Below are 16,811 nucleotides of genomic sequence, written 5' to 3'. Positions count from 1 at the left end.
TTCAGTGACGGCGTTGGCTACAACTGGATTGACACCCTCAAGAAAATGACAGAGGAGAAGGTTAGCGACCAGGAATTTGCCCGCCGTGAGAACCGCTTCCCTGTGAACCCGCCAAAAACAAAAGAGGAATATTACTACCGAGAAATTTACAGCCGTCTTTTCCCAAGCGACAGCGCAGCAAAATGTGTTCCTCACGAGGCTGGCGTCGCATGTAGCACGGCAAAGGCCCTCGAATGGGATGCCGCATGGAAGAACATGGATGAGCCGAGCGGCCGCGCGATTTCTGGAGTTCACGACAAAGCATATTAAACCTATTCACATATTTGCTGAAAAATGATATATTATATTCCGTCAATGGCGACATCGTTTTTAGTAGCGGTGTCGCCATTTTTTTTGAGGTAATTATGTCTGTTGGAGAAAGAAATTTTGGGGATTTTAAGGGGCAGAGCCCCTTAGGAGAGAGGGTAGCGACCAACGAAGTGGGCGCGCAGGGAGAGACTTCTCCCTCAAAAGGCACAATCGTCGTTCTTGGTTCGGGACCAATCCGAATCGGGCAGGGAATTGAATTCGATTACGCTTCGGTTCAATGCGTCCGTGCGCTTAAAAAACTGGGCTACGAGGTTGCGATTGTAAACAACAACCCTGAGACCGTTTCAACCGACTTTGACACGGCAGACAGGCTTTATTTTGAGCCTTTGACTCCGGTCGATGTGATGAACGTGCTTGCCGTCGAAAAACCGCTTGGCGTTGTAGTTGCCTTTGGTGGCGGAACTGCGATTAAACTTGCGAAATATCTGGATGAGCAGGGAATAAAAATCCTCGGGACAAGTGCAGACGCGATTGACCTTGCCGAAGACCGCGAGCGATTTGAGGAACTTTGCGACCGTCTCGACATCAAGCGGCCAAAAGGAATGACAGTCTTTACTGAAGTTGAGGCTCTTGAGGCCGCCGAAAAAATCACTTACCCGGTTTTGATGCGTCCGAGCTATGTTTTGGGCGGACAGAACATGATTGTTGCCCGCAACTCTGCCGATGTCAAAGAATACATGGCGATTATTCTCCGTCAGAAAATCGAAAATCCTGTTCTGATTGACAAATATATGGAAGGAAAAGAACTTGAAGTCGATTGTATCTGCGACGGCGAGAATGTTCTTATTCCTGGAATCATGGAGCACATCGAGCGAACAGGCATTCACTCAGGCGACTCGATTGCAGTTTACCCTGGCCAGTTCGATGCTGAGATTGAAGCAAAAATCGTCCGTCAGTCGGTTGATCTGGCTCTTGCTCTTGGAACAAAGGGCTTGGTCAACATTCAGTACCTGATTTACGAAAATGACCTCTATATTATAGAAGCAAATCCTCGTTCAAGCCGAACAGTTCCTTACATTTCAAAAGTTTCTGGTATCCCGATGATTGACCTTGCGACCCGTGCCATGCTTGGCGAAAAGGTTAGCGAGATGGGATATGGAACCGGTCTTTACCGAAAGCCGAATTATTTTGCGGTGAAAGTGCCTGTATTCAGTTTTGAAAAACTCATGGACGTGGACACCCATCTTGGCCCTGAGATGAAGTCAACCGGAGAAGTTCTGGGAATTGCAAAAACTCGCGAAGAGGCGATTTTCAAAGGAATGGCAGCCGCAGGGTGGAAAATGTGGCGACCTCCTGTCGTGACGAGTTTTGACAGGCAAAACTCGCGGTCAACTGGCTTACTGCCACCTCCATGTGGCGAATCTTCTGTAGACAGCAAAAATTTTGGCATATTGTTCTCAGTTCGACAAAGCGACTTGCCGGAGCTTCCTGCACTTGCTCGTAAATTCTACGACCTCGGCTTTAAATTGTATGCAACGAGCGGAAATGCGGCTACGATTGAGCGTTCTGGAATGGAAGTCGAATATGTCGCTAAAGTTCATGAAAATTACAACGACAATGTAATGACACTCCTCGAAAGCGGAAAAGTCGTTTATGTCGTCTCAACTTCAGCCAAAGGCCGTGACCCGGTTGCAGAAAGCGTAAAGCTCCGCCGACTTGCTGTAGAGCGCGACATAGACTGCCTCACAGCAATCGACACAGCCAACGCCCTCGCAGACTGTTTGGCAAGTCCATACAGTCTGGAAAACGCAAGTCTGGTGGATATCAATCACGATTTGTAATCATGAGGTGGGGGGCAAGTTACACAGGATATTCGCCTGTGAAGCAGCCCTTACAGAAGGAATCGCTTCCCAAAGCCTTTATCATGCCTTCAAGCGAAATAAAGGCCAGCGAGTCCGCACCGATTTCCTTTCGGATTTCTTCAAGCTCGTGTGTGCTTGAAATAAGCTCGTTTTTGCTTGGTGTGTCGATTCCTAAGTGGCAAGGAAATTTTACAGGCGGAGAAGAGACCCTGAAATGAACTTCCCTGGCTCCGGCCCTGCGCAAAATCTGCACGAGTCGGCGGCTTGTTGTTCCGCGTACGATTGAGTCATCAATTACAACCACGCTTTTCCCGTTCAAATCGCTTGAAATTGCATTGAGCTTTACGAAAACCATGTTCTCACGCTCTTTCTGGGTTGGGGCGATGAATGTGCGGCCGATGTATTTGTTTTTGATGATTCCTGTTACATAAGGAATCCCGCTTGCTTTTGAAAATCCCATCGCAGCACCGATTCCGCTGTCAGGAACTCCCACGACGACATCTGCCTTGACTGAGCTTTCATGAGCAAGTTCCTGGCCCATTCTGTAGCGGGCTTCTTGTACCGGAATATTATCAATTACGCTGTCCGGGCGGGCAAAGTAGACATATTCAAAAACGCAGGTTTTCTTGCAGGCATTTTCAAGGTGGGCGGATTCAATTCCGTCCTTCTGGATAAAGACAATTTCGCCGGGTTCAATATCCCGGACAAACTCGCCATTTACGGCATCTATCGCGCATGATTCAGAGGCAAGAATGTATGAGGGGGAAAGCCTTCCCCCTGCGTTGCACTTCGTTGCACCGACCCCCCCTTCAACAGGGGCTTCTGCCCCCGTAACACCCCCGCCGATTCTTCCCAGACACAAGGGGCGGATTCCGTTCGGATCTCTTACACCAATCAGCATGTCTTTGGTCATGATGCAGAGAGCGAACGAGCCTTTGATTTCTTTTACTGCCTGGATTACAGAATTTTTAAAAATCTTCTGCTTTTCGGACTCAGAATTTCCGCTTCCGAGCTTTCCACCGTTCTCAATGAATTTTCGGACTATGAGCTTTAAAATGACTTCAGAATCGCTTGAACTTGAAAAAGTGCTTCCGTAGTCCTCAAGCATTGTCCTCAGCTCAGCATGATTTACGAGCTGTCCGTTATGTGCGAGTGCGATTGCACCGAGCTTAAAAGAATTTAAAAATGGCTGGGCATTCTCAATCGTTCTGCCGCCTGCCGTCGCATAGCGTACATGACCGACTGCGATATTTCCTTTCAGTTTTTCAAAATCACTTTGATTGAAAATATCACCGACTAAGCCCATTTCTTTTTTGAGCGAGATTTTTTCCCCGTCACTGACAGCGATACCTGCGCTTTCCTGACCGCGGTGCTGGAGTGAGACAAGCCCGAAATAAGTCAATGAGGCGGAGTTTGCCGCCCCGTAGATTCCGATTACGCCACATTCATCTTTGAAGCCCATGATTTACCTCATCAACCATTCGTCAATTGCTTTTGCACAGGCCCGGCCTTCAGCGATTGCCCATACTACGAGACTTTGGCCTCTGTGCATGTCGCCGGCCGTGAAGATTTTTGGGTTTTCAGTCTGGTATTTTTCGGCTGATTCTGTTACGACTGTGTTTCGTGCAGAAAGTTTTGTTCCAAAAGATTGTGCCGAGTATTCTTCCGCACCCAAGAATCCTGCCGCAACAAGAATCAAATCGGCAGGAAGTTCTTTTTCGCTTCCTTCAATTTCAACGAGTTTTCGCACACCGTCAATCATCTTGAACTCGACCTGAACAGTCTTAACGCCTGTGACTTTTCCATCCTTTGAATAGATTTCTTTGATTGTGGTCTGGAAAATTCGCGGGTCGTGACCGAATTTTGCGATTGATTCCTCTGCACCGTAATCGGTTTTGAGAGTTTTCGGCCACTGTGGCCACGGATTGTCAGGTGCGCGCTCAACTGGCGGTTTTGGCATCATCTCAATCTGTGTGACGCTTTTTGCTCCCAGTCGGATACAAGTTCCAGTACAGTCGTTTCCTGTGTCGCCGCCGCCAAGAACGATTACATTTTTTCCTTCTATAAAAATGCCTTTCTTTTCAAGAGAAAGCGCGATATTTTTGTTTGTGATAACAAGGTCGCTGCCATAAGATTTTTCTGCTTCATTCAAAGCGACGACTGATTTTGTGACCGTCGTAAGGAAATCCACGGCGAACATCAATCCGCCTTTTTCGGCAGGGAGCAATTTTTCAGCACCAAGTGCAGCAAGCGGGCGGGGATTTTTTGCTCCGCAGCAGAGGGCAACTGCATCGTAATTTTTGAGAATGTCTTCCGCAGAGAAAGTGCGTCCGACATCAGCATTGAAGATGAACTGAACTCCTTCTTCTTTCATAAGTTTGATTCGCCTCTCGACGATTTTTTTGTCCAGCTTCATGTTAGGAATTCCGTACATCAAAAGACCGCCGGCCCTGTCTTCACGTTCGTAGACGGTTACGCTGTGCCCGCGGCGGTTGAGCCAGTCTGCGACGGCAAGACCTGAAGGTCCTGAACCGATTACGGCAATTCTTTTTCCTGAGCGTTTTAGGGGCGGTGTTGGCTTCATGTAGCCTGTAGCAAAAGCACGCTCGATAATGTAAAGTTCGTTGTCGTGAATCGTGACCGCTTCCCTTTCAAGGTTGCAGGCTTTTTCACAAAGGGCAGGACAGACTCTTCCTGTAAATTCCGGGAAACTTGAAGTCTTTAAAAGTCTCCATGCCGCCATGTCATACTGACCGTTGTAAAGCGCGTCGTTCCATTCCGGGATAAAATTGTGGAGCGGGCAACCTGTGACCATTCCGGCCAATTTTATTGCACTCTGGCACATCGGAACACCGCAGTTCATGCATCGGGAAGCCTGTTCACGGCGAGCCTTGTCATCAAGAACAGGGTGAAATTCCTTAAAATTTGTTATTCTTTCGAGTGGAGCAAAATTACCGTTCTCCTTTCTCGCATAATCCATAAATCCTGTGAGCTTTCCCATTTTTTTCCTTCTCCTGTTTACTTTGCCTGCATTGCCGCAATCTTTACTTTGAGGTAATCGTTCGGAATAATCTTCTTGAACCGGGGTACATAATTCTCAAAGTCGGAAAGAATTTCCTTGCCTTTTTCTGAGCCTGTTTCTTTGACATGCTTTTCAAGAAGGTCTCGGAGTTTTTTGACATCAGGATTTGAATCAGATGAATCTTTTTCTTCGACAAGAGCGGTAACTTCATCGTCCAAATCGTACATCGTAACGAATTCTCGGTTGAGCTTTTTGTAAACCTCGTGACTTTCGTCAAGAATGTAAGCAACGCCGCCGCTCATTCCCGCAGCCAGGTTTCGGCCAGTTTCGCCCAAAATCACTGCAAATCCGCCTGTCATATATTCAAGCGCATGGTCGCCAGTTCCTTCGACTACAGCTGTAGCCCCGGAATTTCGTACACAGAATCGCTCGCCGGCAACACCGTTAATGAATGCCTCGCCGCTTGTTGAACCGAAGAGTGCGACATTTCCGACGATGATGTTCTCGTCAGCCTTGCCGCCAAAATCAGCCGCCTTTTTAACAACGATTTTTCCGCCGCTCAAACCTTTTCCAAGATAGTCGTTGGCATCTCCTTCAAGATAAACGCTCAATCCTTTCGGAATGAAGGCTGCAAAACTCTGTCCGGCTCCGCCAGTAAAATGAACCTTGTAAGTGTCCTCGCTGATAGAAGAGCCGTGTTTTTTCTGAATCTCACTACCCAAAATGGTGCAAGCCGTCCGGTCGGTGGACTCGATACGATAGTTAGGAGTGAGGAGAGAGGAGTGAGGAGTTTCAAGCTCAGAAATCAACTTCGTCATATCAAGAGTTTCTTCCAGCTTGAAATCAAACAAACTGCGTTCAGCTTTCCAAGCAGCGTTCAACGACTTAACCTCTTTCGTCAACTCCTCATTCCTAATTCCTAATTCCTCACTTCCCAAAACCCTGCTCAAATCCAAAAGGTTTGCCCGCTTGAAGCCCTGCTTTTCCTTGAGCTTAAGAAGGTCTGTCCGGCCACAAAGTTCTTCTACGCTTCGGATTCCGAGCTTAGCCATGAATTCGCGGAGTTCCTGTGCTACGAAGCGCATGAAATTCTCAACATATTCTGCCTTACCCTTGAAGTTCGCACGGAGTTTTTCGTTCTGGGTTGCGATTCCGAACGGACAAGTATCGCTCTGGCAGGCTCTCATCATTCGGCAGCCCATTGTTACAAGAGGAGCTGTAGCGAAACCGAATTCTTCAGCCCCGAACAAAGCCGCAATCGCAACATCCCGGCCGCTCATGAGTTTTCCGTCAGTCTCGATGATTACCCGGCCGCGCAAGCCGTTCTGAATCAAAGTCTGGTGAGCCTCGGAAAGACCGAGTTCCCATGGAAGCCCCGCATTGTGAATCGAAGAAATCGGGGCAGCTCCTGTTCCGCCGTCGTGACCGGAAATCAAAATTACCTGTGCACCGGCCTTTGCGACTCCAGCCGCAACAGTTCCGACCCCGGCCTCACTTACGAGCTTGACGCTGATTCTTGCATCACGATTTGCATTTTTCAAATCATAGATAAGCTGTGCCAAATCTTCTATAGAATAGATATCGTGGTGTGGTGGTGGAGAAATCAAGCTTACGCCCGGAGTTGCATAACGGGTCTGGGCAATCCATGGATAAACTTTCTTTCCTGGAAGATGACCGCCTTCGCCAGGTTTTGCGCCCTGAGCCATCTTAATCTGAATCTCTTTTGCAGAAAGTAAATATTCCTCGGTAACGCCGAACCTTCCCGATGCAACCTGCTTGATTGCAGAATTCCATTTCGTTCCAAGCCGCTCTGGTTGTTCGCCGCCCTCGCCGGAGTTTGATTTTCCGTGAAGGTGATTCATAGCCTCGGCCATGCATTTGTGTGCTTCCTCGCTGATTGAGCCGTAGCTCATAGCTCCAGTCTTGAATCGTTTTACAATCTCATCAACGCTCTCAACTTCTTCAATCGGGATTCCGCCGTTTTTGTCAAAATTGAAATCGAGCATTGCGCGCAGAGTGTGAGGGTGCTCGTCCGCATCCACAAGAGCCGTGTATTCCTTGAATCGCTTGTAGTCGCCTTTTTGAGTGGACTCCTGCAGGGCGATGATTGTCTCCGGATTGTAAAGATGATCTTCTGCCCCAGGTCCCCGGCGCATTTTGTGGTAGCCTGTTGAATCCAGATGGCTGTTTTCTGTGAGGCCGTTCGGATTCCAAGCCTTGTTGTGATGATAAATAATATCTTCTTCGATTTCTTTGAGTGTGATACCACCGACGCGGCTGACTGTGTTTGTAAAGTATTTTTCGGTGACTTCCGGGGAAATACCGACAGCCTCAAAAATCTGTGCCGACTGATAAGACTGAACCGTGCTGATTCCCATTTTTGCACCGATTTTTACGATTCCGTTGATAATCGCAAAATTGTAGTCGTTGATTGCTGTGTGATAATCTTTGTCCAGAATCTTCTGGTCGATAAGCTCAGCGATTGCCTCATGAGCAAGGTAAGGATTTACAGCCCGTGCACCATAGCCCAAGCACATTGCTGCCTGATGAACATTTCGAACTTCGGCACTTTCAAGAATAATCGAAATCTTAGTGCGTTTTTTTGTGCGGATAAGATATTGCTCAACAGCTGAAACTGCGAGCAGGGAAGGAATACACGCATGTTCTTCGTCAACGCCACGGTCAGAAAGAACGATGATGTTGTAACCATTTGCATAAGCCAAATCAATCTGAGCGAAAAGGTTATCCAGAGCGGTCTCTAGCACTGGGGCGTTGCGGGTAGGGAGCGACCCCGCTTGCGGGGGCAAAACCTGTGAGACAGGTTTTGAGCGAGTCTCGGTGAAGGCTGTGCCTGAACCGCGCCCCGCAGAAGGGGTAGCCGATTCTTTAGATGAGGCGTAGGGGGAGACTTCCCCCTCCTTATTTTCAACTTTCAACTTTCCATTTTCAATTTTCAGCAAAAGCGAGATTGTTGTCGTGCGCAGGCCTTTCTGGTCGAGTGCCTTGATTTTAATCAAATCTGTGCCAGTGAGAATCGGATTATGGATTTCAAGAACATGGCAGTTTTTGCCCTTTGCGTTAAGAAGGTCGCCGTCAGTTCCGACATAAACCGTCGTGTCTGTAACGATTTTTTCACGGAGAGAGTCAATCGGTGGGTTTGTGACCTGAGCGAAAAGCTGCTTGAAATATTCAAAAAGGCTAGGATGATTGTCGCTCATTGCGGCGAGCGGTGTGTCAACGCCCATTGAGCCAATCGGTTCAACGCCAGTTTTTGCCATCTGAAGAACCATTTCGTTGACATCCTCGTAGTTCCATCCGAAAGCACGGTAAAGCCGGTCGCGTTCTTCCTGTGTTGAGACCGGAACCTTTTTGTTCGGAATTTTGAGGGAAGCAAGCTGAACGAGATTCTGGCTGATCCATTCGCCGTAAGGATGCTCCGAAGCGTAATGAGTTTTGATTTCGTCGTTTGTGATGACTTTCTTTGCCTTGGTATCAACCAGAAGCATTTTTCCAGGCATAAGACGAGATTTCTTGACGATTTTGCTCTCAGGAATTTCAAGAACTCCGACTTCCGAGCTGAGAATAAGCATATTGTCGCTTGTGATGTAATATCGGCTTGGGCGAAGGCCGTTTCGGTCGAGGGTAGCACCAAGAACATCGCCGTCACTGAACAAAATTGCGGCAGGGCCATCCCATGGCTCCATCATAGTTGCCCAGTAGTGATAGAAGTCTTTTTTGTCCTGACTGAGCGTGTCCTCGTGCTTCCATGCCTGAGAAATACAGACCATAACTGCAAGCGGCAAGTCCATTCCGTTCATGGCAAGATATTCGAGCGTATTGTCGAGCATTGCCGAGTCAGAGCCAGTCGTATCGACTTCACCTTCGCGGGCAATCATGCGGTCAACATTTCCGCGGATTGTATTGATTTCGCCGTTGTGAGCGATAAAACGGTTAGGATGAGCGCGCTGCCAGCTAGGGTTAGTGTTCGTAGAGAATCGTGAGTGAACGAGAGCAAGTGAAGAGTCATAAAGATCAGACTGCAAATCGAGATAGAAAGTTCGGAGCTGACCGACAAGGAACATTCCCTTGTAAACGATTGTTCGGCTACTCATAGAACAGATGTAAGTTTTTGAGTTAGCAGTGAGCAGTGAGCAGTGAGGAGTTTTTTTGGGGGAAGGCTCCCCCTCGCTCCCAAGTCCTCGCTCCGCTGCGGTCTTGTCCGCTACCCCCTCTACAGGGGCTGCCGCCCCCGTAACGCCCCCGCAATCTCCTTTTTCAAAAGAAAGTCTTGCTTTATAAAGTAATTTGTCGAACTCCAGTCCTTTTTCGCAATTTTCTGGGCGGGCTACGAATCCCTGCCATACTTCTGGCATACAGTCTCTTGCTTTCTGACCCAAAACTTCGGCATTTACAGGCACTTTTCGCCAGCCTATGAATTTAAGATTCTGATTTTTACAAACTGACTCGAATCTTGTTTTTTCTGATTCAAAATTATCTGCAGGGAAGAAGAACATTCCGATTCCATAGTCACGCTCGTCTCCCAAAGATTCTGTTTTTTTGCCAGCCAGGGAAATCTCGCCTTTTTTTGCGGCTTCTTTGAAAAATGCGTGGCTGATTTGGGCTAAGATTCCAACGCCGTCACCAGTTTCGCCAGAGGCGTCTTTGCCTGCGCGGTGCTCAAGTTTTTCGACGATGGAAAGAGTGTTCTCAACGACTTCATGCGATTTCTTTCCGTCAATGCTGACGACCGCTCCGATACCGCATGAATCGTGCTCAAACTGTGGTTCGTAAAGTGTCTTCAATTTTATTTTCTCCTATTCTTCGAACCAAAAATCCCTCCGTGGATTTTTGGTTCTTACGAGAAAATTCTGTTTACCTTGCGGCAAACACAGCAAATGTCGTTGTCTTTGCTGTTTGAATTTTCTCTCTTTGCAGTGTCCCTGCATCCATGCAGGGCAAGTTTCAATTGTAGACAAGCAATAAAAAAGTCGCAGATGATGCCCGTAAAGACACCTTCTGCGACTTCATTGCCGACTTTTTTTGTTTAAAAGCAAAAAGGCCGTAGACTTTACGCCTGAATTTCAAGCAGAAAATCTACGACCTCGTTGCCGTTAATGTAAATATTATGAAAAAATATGCGGAATGTGTCAAGAAGAAAAATCTTCTCTTTGTGATTTTATTTTCAGTTTTTATCCGCGCGCAGAAAAAATAGGGCTTCTTCGTAATCAGTGAGCATCTGTTGCACAAGTTCAGAAATGTTTCCTTCTGTCTTTCCTCGGAGAACGTCTTCCAGTGCCTGACCGGAGTTTTTAAGCTTTTCCATGCAGAGCTGGCGTGCGGCTCCTTTCGTGGCATGGACATAACTTGCTGCCTCTGCCATTTTGCCGCTTGCAATCAGGTTTTCAAGAACCGGCTTTTCAAACTTGTTTTCGCTCAAAAATGAATCTACAAGAATCGAAAGCAAGTCCTCATCGTTGTCAACTAGTTCCAGTGCCGATTGCCTATCGTAGATTTTCATAAAAATCTTCTCCTGCTTTGTTTGTGATTACGAAGCACGGAAGATTTTCGACCTCAACAAGACGAACGGCTTCCATTCCCAAGTCCTCGTAATCCAAAATTTCCTGTGACTTAATGTATTCGCTTGCAATCAGTGCCGCGATTCCGCCTGGAGTTCCAAGATAGAACGCACCGTATTTTTTGCATGAGTCTGTCCAGTTTTTGCTTCGGTTGCCTTTTGCCAGCGTGACTAGGGCTGCCCCCCGGCTCATAAGGCTTTCTGCGTACACATCCATTCTTCCGGCTGTTGTAGGGCCAAAGCTTCCGATGACTTTTCCTTGTGGGGTGCGTGCAGGTCCAGCGTAACAGATTGGGTATTTTGTGCAGTATTCTGGTAGTGTCTTTCCAGCGTCAATCAATTTTTGCCAGCGGGCGTGCGCTGCATCCCGTGCGACAAGAATCTTTCCTGAAAGAAGAATTCGCTCTCCGGGTTTTGCGTTCCCAAGAGAAGAGAGAATTGATTTTATGTCGCCAGTGCTTGTGATTTGTTTTTCTGTGGCATTGTTTTCTGATTTTTCGCTTTTCTCTGCGAATTTAACGGCCTCGCAAAATCCTTCAAGTTCACTTGGATTTGCGACTGTCTTTTCGAGATATAAGCCTTCTTTTGTGAGAATTGCCTTTAAGTTGCGGTGTGCCGAGCATGAAACTCCAAAAGAAATCGGGCAGCTGGCTCCGTGCCGCGGCAGACGAACAACAACCGCGCTCAATGCAAATTTTTTGCCACCGAACTGTGCTCCGTATCCGCTTTCAGCTGCGATTTTCATGGTAAGTTCTTCAAGTTCCCTGTCGCGGAATCCGTATTCATTCGGCTCGTAGGTCATGCCGTCATAAGCTCCCATTGAGGCGAGCTTTAGAGTGAGAAGATTCTGTTCCGGGCTTAATCCGCCGGCTACGATTGCGATTGTGTATGGTGGGCACGCGCTTGTTCCAAAATGTTCAAGCTCTTCTTCCATCAGTTTGGAAAATCGTTCTTTATTGAGAAATGCTTTTGTTCCCTGAATGAAGCTTGTTTTGTTTGATGAACCCCCGCCTTTTGCGCAAAAAACAAAGTTCAGCGAATCTTTTGGTGCTGCTTTTACAAAACTTGGAGCTGGGGCAAGAGATGCTTCCGAGTCAAAAATTGAGATTTGGGCCGGAAGATTGTTTTTTGGGTCGTGCTCTTCGTAAAATGAATCAGGAACAGTTGTAGAAAATCGCAATTTTCGCTCGTCATAAGTCTTTTTGATTCCGGCTGTGATATCTTCATATAAATTGCTTGTTGAAAACTCCCCCTTTTTCCAGCCGAAGACATTTGCGATTCCTGTGTCCTGGCAGAGAGGGTAAAGCCCTTTTGAGGCAACTTGTGCATTTTTGAGCATACATGCGCAGACATAGCGGTCGTTGTCGCTTGCATCTGGTGCAAGGGCGGCTTCTATTATAGAAGAAAGATGCTCATGTGTGAAAGTGAATGAAAGGCGGGAAAAGGCTTTTTCTGCTACACCAGAAAGTGAAGTTTCGTTCGGAATAAAATCAAAATCTGAAAGAGGGTTCGTTTTTTGCATGAAAAAATTATATCAGAATGACAATAATTTCTCTATCTGATATAATAGCTTTATGAATACAAAAAGATTTTCTTTGCTTGCTATTATTTGTGCCGGAGTTTCCGCACTCTTTTCTTTGACTTTAATTTCCTTCAATCCTGACATTTCGCTTGTTGCTCTGCCACTTTCGCTTGTTTTTACGGCAGTTCTTGCGTTCTTTTCAATAAAAAAACTTTTCGCTGAGAATAATCTTGCTTTTATCGCTGTGTTCCGTGCACTTTTGCAGTATCTTCCGTATGTTTTGCTCGTCTCATTCGTTTTCAGACGGGCTGGTGAGAACGGCACTCCATTTGCACTCGATTTAATCTCTGTTCTTCTGTGGATTCTGGCATCTGTGTTGGCTGTCGTTATTCTTCATTTTTTGAACCCAAAGAATATTTCTAAGGTGAGCAAATCCTGGGCAAATTTTATTGAAGAACAGATGGCTGAGCGCAAGAATCTCAAGAATCATTCTTTTGTAAAATCGACTGTCCGCGAGATCCTTAGCTGGATTGATGCACTCGTTCAGGCCGTGTTCATGGTTCTTCTGCTCAACATTTTCATCGTTCAGTTGTATGAGATTCCTTCCGAGTCGATGGTACCAGAATTCCTTATCAAAGATCGTGTTGTAGTCTTTAAAACACTCAGTGGCCCGAAATTCCCGCTTTCTGATGTCGGTCTTCCTTATCTCAAAAAATTCAATCGTGGTGACATCGTGGTTTTCCGAAATCCTCATTACTCAAATGACCGAAAATCCGAAGTCCGCACATTTATTTCTCAGCTCGTTTACATGTGCACGCTCACAAAAGTCAATCTCAATGTCGATGAGAACGGAAATCAAAAGGCAGATCCTCTCGTAAAGCGTGTTTGCGGTGTTGAAGGGGAGCAGCTTATGATGCAGGACGGAATCTTGTACGCCCGCACAAAAGCCTCTCCTGATTTCAAGCCGGTCGAAGCTGATTCAACTTGGGCAACATGGAATCTAAACGCAGTCAAGCCGAGCCTCAAAAAAGGAATCCATGATTTCCCGCTTTCTGAATCAGATTATGCTGAAATGATTAAGACTGAGGAAGAACGGCGCAACCTCAATATCGAAGAAACTCGCAGTGAATGTAAAAAAATTGCCGCAGCATTCAAATCAAACTACGACAAAATTAAGACCGCCAAAAAAGGCAGCATCACATTTAACGATGAGCAGATGAATATTTATTCTATTTTCATCAACTCAAATTACCTTGCCGCAACTTTGCTCTCGACCGAGAACGGAGCTTCATGGTTCAGTTCTTTCATGACTGACTGGTGCGACAAAAATCCTGATTTCGCAGGTGACTTGTATGCCGAGGCAAATTACCGCCTCAATCTCATGGTCAAGCTTGTTGCCGGAAAAATCATTCTCCGAAACGCAGAGCTTTATATCAAAGGGCTTACCGACGAGGATTTTATGGTTGATTCGCTTCGCAATTCTTACATGAGCGATGCACAGCGGCTTTTCACTTATTGTATGCTCCTTGATCAGCGCAACATGCCAGTTTTCCCTTCAAACGCAGATGACGGCACTCCGCGCTACATTCCAAAAAACTGCTATTTCATGATGGGTGACAACCGCTTTAACTCGCTCGATATGCGTCATTCTTACGAAAGATGGAATACAAAGCTTTCTCCTGCCGATAATTATAGCGTGACATACACAACAGATATGCAGCCGCAATATGTAAACCGCAACAGAATTCTGGGCGGAACATCGTACCGATTCTGGCCAGTTTCTCGGGCTGGAATTCCTGGGTAGTGAGCGACGGCATTAGCCGGCAAAACCTGTGAGACAGGTTTCTTCACTTCGTTACGCACGAGTCTCCGAGCAGCTATGCTGCGAAGGCGGAAAAGTAGGAAACTTATATGTTAGGACGAAAATTTTATTTTTCTTTTTTGATTTTCTTTTTTTGCTTCTCGGTTTTTGCTCAGTCTACCCGGAGTGGTGAGGGCGTTGTTTCCGTTCGCAATGAGCAGGAAGGGTTTGCGCAAGTGACAGAGCATGTTCTTTCCGAGAGCGTTCCGAGCTTGCTTCAAGGAATATGGCAGGGGACAGACAGGCTTGTCATGTTCTCAAATCAGAATGAATTCGCTCTCGTTCTTCGTGTTTTTTATCAGTGGTACAACGACAGGGCAGCCGAGCCAGCTTCTTTTTCAGAGATAAAATCCCGCGACCGGAACAATACGACAAAATCCCCTGCCGAGGATATTCAGATTCAGTATACGACGATCGTTGAGAATCCTTCGCTCACGGCTGGAGTTTACGAGCTTTCGATTAAATATCCACACGAAAAATTTCCTGTCCTTGTTCCGATTTGCATAATCGATGGCAAAATTTACATGGACTTTTTGATTAAGGACAGTGCGGAAGTCACCGATTTGCGGCTTTCTAACTCACTTCCTTCAAATCCAGCAGAAAAATCAAATTCAACAGGATTTTACAGGGCTGCTTCAAACGCAAGCGGAATCACAATTTCTCAGCCGATTTTCAAGAAGGAAGTTCTCTCTTATTTTGTCGGCGATGACGGAGAAATCTATCGAATCCGCTACTGGCTTTCTGAGATGCAGTATTCTTACGCAAAGGCAAGTTTTTCAGACGATGACAAAATTTTTTCCGTGGACAAATATCTCCGGATTGGAAGCAATGTCTATCAGTGCACGACCGGACGAAGCACAAAAATCCGCAACATCCAGAAGTCAACAAAATTTGAAAAAAATGCGGTTTACGACTCTGATGGCGGAATAGTCGCATTCGGGGAGCCTTATCTTGTAAAGGTTCCGGAAGGAAATGACCGCACGGCTTTGGAAACATCTGCATGGTTCTTGGGCACGGTCGAAGAAAACAACAAGCGAAAGCATCATGCTCCAAAACCGCTTTTCCCTGTGACTTTCCCAAAATACCGCTGGAAGGAAATCACTGAGCTTGAACTTTACAATCCTTCAACATGGAACAAGCGGAACCTCGACATTCATAAATAAAATCAAAAAACTGTCAGAAACTTCCAGAAGTCTATTGACAGTTTTTTTTGTTTTTAGTAATATTATATTCGTTGGTGGTCATAGTGAGGTGGTTATACCCGTTCCCGTTCCGAACACGGAAGTCAAGCGCCTCTGCGTCGATGATACTCCTAAACGGGGGAAAGTAGAAAGCTGCCAACTTTTTTTATTTTAAATACACTTTTTATTTTAAACGACATTTCTAATTTTAAGGAAGGCTCTTATGGCACAGTTGACCGGTTCCCAGATTATCATAAATCTCTTGCGGCAGAACGGTATTGATGTCGCCTTTGGTCTCCCCGGCGGAATGATTCTTCCCCTTTACAACGAACTTTTTGTCTCAAATTTCAAGCATGTTCTTGTCCGTCAGGAGCAGGCAGCGGGCTTTATGGCTCAGGGAGTTGCCCGTGTCACAGGAAAGGCCGCAGTCTGCATGGCTACATCCGGCCCTGGTGCTATGAATCTTCTTACGGCTGTTGCTGATGCTAGGAGCGATTCTGTTCCTCTCGTAGCAATAACCGGTCAGGTAAACACAAATCTTATCGGTACGGACGCTTTTCAAGAGGCTGACACATTCGGCCTTTCTTTCCCGATTACAAAACATTCTGTCATGGTAAAAAGCGCGAAGGAACTTCTTACGGCTGTTCCGCTTGCTTTTGCAATTGCCGAGAGCGGTCGTCCTGGTCCTGTCCTTATTGATGTTCCTCGGAATGTTCAGACTGAGCTTTGTGAGGTTCCTTCTGATTTCGACACTTCTTTCAAGCGAATTTATGCAGAATATGTTTCTCATTCAATCCGCAATAAGACAAAAGACGAGGACATTCCTTCCGTAGTTCAGAATATCATCACTTTGCTTTCAAAGGCAAAAAAGCCTGTCTTGTATGTAGGCGGCGGCTGTAATTCTCCGGAAGCTTCAAAAAATATCCGCGAATTCCTTAAGATTTGCGATATTCCTGTCATTTCAAGCCTTATGGGCTTGGGTGTTGTTCGCCGTGATTCTCCTTCTTTCTTGGGCATGGTCGGAATGCACGGAACTTTTGTTTCTGGAAAGGCGGCTTATGAAAGCGACCTCGTGATTGCCGCAGGTTCTCGTTTTGATGACCGCGCGGCAGGCGTTCCGAACGGTTTCTGTCCGAACGCAAAAATAATTCATATTGATATTGATGCCGCTGAAATCAACAAAATCTTGTCGAGCAGCATCAGTTTCGTTTCGGATGCAGCGAGCGCATTTGAAAAAATCAATGAAGCCCTCAAAAAGGCTGATTTGTCCGAGAATAAAAATGCTCGCGCAGACTGGCTTAAATCTTGTATCGAACTCAAAAATAAAGAAAAGATCGAGCTTGAGATGAGCTGTGCGGCCGCTGACTGCTGTGGTGCAAAGACTTGCGGCAAAAAGGGCGGGGCAAATTTCCGAAATCCTCGTGAATTCATTCAGAATCTTCCTTCAAACGAGAATATCATCGTCACGACCGATGTTGG

General features: G+C 46.4%; 9 protein-coding genes, 1 rRNA gene and 1 pseudogene. 6 read left to right on the top strand and 5 right to left on the bottom strand.

Features of this window, described 5'->3' with window-relative positions; all coding sequences use genetic code 11:
• Positions 1-309, top strand: a pseudogene (locus IJJ71_RS12680) (asparagine synthase-related protein); the annotation flags it as partial.
• A gap of 95 nt (positions 310-404) precedes the next feature.
• Positions 405-2,150 carry a carbamoyl phosphate synthase preATP-grasp domain-containing protein gene (locus IJJ71_RS12675; protein WP_296847524.1) on the top strand — a complete coding sequence of 582 codons (1,746 nt, stop codon included), beginning with the start codon at positions 405-407 and terminating at the stop codon, positions 2,148-2,150.
• A 19-nt stretch (positions 2,151-2,169) separates the two neighbouring features.
• On the opposite strand, the gene purF is transcribed toward IJJ71_RS12675, so the two are convergent.
• The 5 genes from purF to IJJ71_RS12650 all read right to left on the bottom strand — a co-directional run bounded on the left by purF (position 2,170) and on the right by IJJ71_RS12650 (position 12,290).
• Positions 2,170-3,633, bottom strand: a complete 1,464-nt coding sequence (gene purF, locus IJJ71_RS12670; protein WP_296847522.1) for an amidophosphoribosyltransferase — start codon at positions 3,631-3,633, stop codon at positions 2,170-2,172.
• A gap of 3 nt (positions 3,634-3,636) precedes the next feature.
• Positions 3,637-5,172, bottom strand: a complete 1,536-nt coding sequence (locus tag IJJ71_RS12665) for a glutamate synthase subunit beta (RefSeq protein ID WP_296847520.1) — start codon at positions 5,170-5,172, stop codon at positions 3,637-3,639.
• Positions 5,173-5,189: 17 nt separating this feature from the next.
• Positions 5,190-9,995, bottom strand: coding sequence for a glutamate synthase-related protein (locus tag IJJ71_RS12660; RefSeq protein ID WP_296847518.1), 4,806 nt, complete (start codon positions 9,993-9,995; stop codon positions 5,190-5,192).
• A 380-nt stretch (positions 9,996-10,375) separates the two neighbouring features.
• The gene (locus tag IJJ71_RS12655) at positions 10,376-10,711 is read right to left on the bottom strand and encodes an Hpt domain-containing protein (protein WP_296847516.1); all 336 of its coding nucleotides are present in this window, start codon (positions 10,709-10,711) and stop codon (positions 10,376-10,378) included.
• The gene (locus tag IJJ71_RS12650; protein ID WP_296847514.1) at positions 10,695-12,290 is read right to left on the bottom strand and encodes a FumA C-terminus/TtdB family hydratase beta subunit; all 1,596 of its coding nucleotides are present in this window, start codon (positions 12,288-12,290) and stop codon (positions 10,695-10,697) included. Before IJJ71_RS12650 ends, IJJ71_RS12655 begins: the two co-directional genes overlap by 17 nt.
• 52 nt (positions 12,291-12,342) lie before the next feature.
• Between IJJ71_RS12650 and lepB the strand changes: the two genes are divergently transcribed.
• The 4 genes from lepB to IJJ71_RS12630 form a co-directional block, all read left to right on the top strand.
• Positions 12,343-14,094, top strand: a complete 1,752-nt coding sequence (lepB, locus tag IJJ71_RS12645; protein WP_296847512.1) for a signal peptidase I — start codon at positions 12,343-12,345, stop codon at positions 14,092-14,094.
• Between the two features lie 107 nt (positions 14,095-14,201).
• Positions 14,202-15,314, top strand: coding sequence for a hypothetical protein (locus IJJ71_RS12640; protein ID WP_296847510.1), 1,113 nt, complete (start codon positions 14,202-14,204; stop codon positions 15,312-15,314).
• 70 nt (positions 15,315-15,384) lie between these two features.
• Positions 15,385-15,494, top strand: a 5S ribosomal RNA gene (rrf, locus tag IJJ71_RS12635).
• A 61-nt stretch (positions 15,495-15,555) separates the two neighbouring features.
• Positions 15,556-16,811 (top strand): thiamine pyrophosphate-binding protein (locus IJJ71_RS12630; protein ID WP_296847508.1); only part of this gene is annotated, 1,256 nt, incomplete at its 3' end.

Origin of the sequence: Treponema sp. (assembly GCF_017430385.1) — a bacterium.
Classification (GTDB): Bacteria; Spirochaetota; Spirochaetia; order Treponematales; family Treponemataceae; genus Treponema_D.
The sequence above is the reverse complement of the archived record's forward strand: the minus strand, read 5'-3'. Positions and strand labels throughout refer to the sequence as shown.

Excerpts from the sequence above, each read along its gene's own strand:
- IJJ71_RS12675 (WP_296847524.1), top strand. The coding sequence starts at position 405 with ATGTCTGTTGGAGAAAGAAATTTTGGGGATTTTAAGGGGCAGAGCCCC.
- purF (WP_296847522.1), bottom strand. The coding sequence starts at position 3,633 with ATGGGCTTCAAAGATGAATGTGGCGTAATCGGAATCTACGGGGCGGCA.
- IJJ71_RS12665 (WP_296847520.1), bottom strand. The coding sequence starts at position 5,172 with ATGGGAAAGCTCACAGGATTTATGGATTATGCGAGAAAGGAGAACGGT.
- IJJ71_RS12655 (WP_296847516.1), bottom strand. The coding sequence starts at position 10,711 with ATGAAAATCTACGATAGGCAATCGGCACTGGAACTAGTTGACAACGAT.
- IJJ71_RS12650 (WP_296847514.1), bottom strand. The coding sequence starts at position 12,290 with ATGCAAAAAACGAACCCTCTTTCAGATTTTGATTTTATTCCGAACGAA.
- lepB (WP_296847512.1), top strand. The coding sequence starts at position 12,343 with ATGAATACAAAAAGATTTTCTTTGCTTGCTATTATTTGTGCCGGAGTT.
- IJJ71_RS12640 (WP_296847510.1), top strand. The coding sequence starts at position 14,202 with ATGTTAGGACGAAAATTTTATTTTTCTTTTTTGATTTTCTTTTTTTGC.